The 1,485-nt window shown below is 73.3% G+C and carries 1 protein-coding gene and 1 pseudogene; both read left to right on the plus strand.

Annotated features, from left to right (window positions below):
- Nucleotides 1–1,010: pseudogene (locus GJ633_RS18040) on the plus strand (serine/threonine protein kinase); the annotation flags it as partial.
- The coding region (locus GJ633_RS18580) for a KEOPS complex kinase/ATPase Bud32 (protein WP_197431388.1) at nucleotides 905–1,485 on the plus strand (581 nt) is incomplete at its 3' end. The pseudogene GJ633_RS18040 and the gene GJ633_RS18580, both read left to right, overlap by 106 nt.

Below are 1,485 nucleotides of genomic sequence, written 5' to 3' on the forward strand. Positions count from 1 at the left end.
ACGCGGTCGACGCGGTCGCCTTCTCGCGGGGCCCGGGGCTCGGTCCCTGTCTCCGCACCGTCGGGACGGCTGCCCGGGCGCTCGCGGGGGCGCTCGACGTGCCGCTCGTCGGCGTCAACCACATGGTCGCCCACCTCGAGATCGGCCGGCACCGCTCGGGGTTCGAGAACCCGGTGTGTCTGAACGCCTCGGGCGCGAACGCGCACCTGCTCGGCTACCACGGCGGTCGGTACCGGGTGCTCGGCGAGACGATGGACGCCGGCGTCGGCAACGCGATCGACAAGTTCACCCGCCACGTCGGCTGGAGCCACCCCGGCGGACCGAAGGTCGAGGCGGCGGCGGCCGAAGCGGTCGAGGCGGCCAAGACGACTGAGGCGGTCGAGACGACCGAGACGGTCAAGGTGACCGAGGCGGCGGGGGAAGCCGCGACGGACGCGGCAGACGGTCGCGATCTCGACGCCGTCGACCTCCTCGACCTCCCGTACGTTGTCAAGGGGATGGACTTCTCGTTTTCGGGGATCAGCTCCGCCGCCAACGACGCGTACGACGAGGGAGTCCCGGTCGAGCAGATCTGTTTCTCGCTGCAAGAGCACGTGTTCGCGATGCTGACAGAGGTCTCGGAGCGGGCGCTGTCGCTGACGGGTGCCGACGAGCTCCTGGTCGGCGGCGGCGTCGCCCAGAACGAGCGGCTCCGGGAGATGCTGGCGTCGATGTGTGCGGCCCGCGGCGCCGCGTTCTACGCCCCGGAGCCCCGCTTCCTCCGTGACAACGCGGGGATGATCGCCGTGCTCGGCGCGAAGATGGCGCGAGCGGGCGACACGGTCCCGATCGCCGAGTCGGCTATCGACCCGAACTTCCGGCCGGACCAGGTGCCCGTGACGTGGCGCGACGACGAGCGTCCGTGGTGCGCGGGCGGGGCGAGGACGACCGCTTCGAGGCCGCCGAGACCGACCGACGGGGCGCGGAGGCGACGGTCGAAGTGGTGGGCGGTGACGGCGACCGCCGCGTGATCAAGCGGCGCGTCCCGAAGCGATACCGCCACCCGGCGCTCGATCGCAGCCTCCGGCGGGACCGCACCGTCTCGGAGGCGCGCCTGACGAGCGAGGCGCGGCGGGCCGGCGTCCCGACCCCGCTGGTGTACGACGTCGACGTGGCGAACGCGACGCTGACGCTCCAGTACGTCGGCGACCGTGACCTGGCGGCCGACCTCGACGCGCGGTGGACCGCCGCGGTGGGCCGGCACCTGGCGCGGCTCCACGACGCCGGCATCGTCCACGGCGACCCGACCACGCGGAACGTCCGGGTGGCCCCCGACGGCGACCCCGAGACGTTCCTCGTCGACTTCGGGCTCGGCTACCACACGGGCCACGTCGAGGACCACGCCATGGACCTCCACGTGTTCGAGGGGGCGGTGCGCGCGACGGCGACGGACCCGGACCCGCTCGTCGAGGCGTTCGAGACGGCGTACGACGAGCGCGGCGACGC

Origin of the sequence: Halorubrum sp. CBA1125 (assembly GCF_009742825.1) — an archaeon.
Taxonomy (GTDB): domain Archaea; phylum Halobacteriota; class Halobacteria; order Halobacteriales; family Haloferacaceae; genus Halorubrum.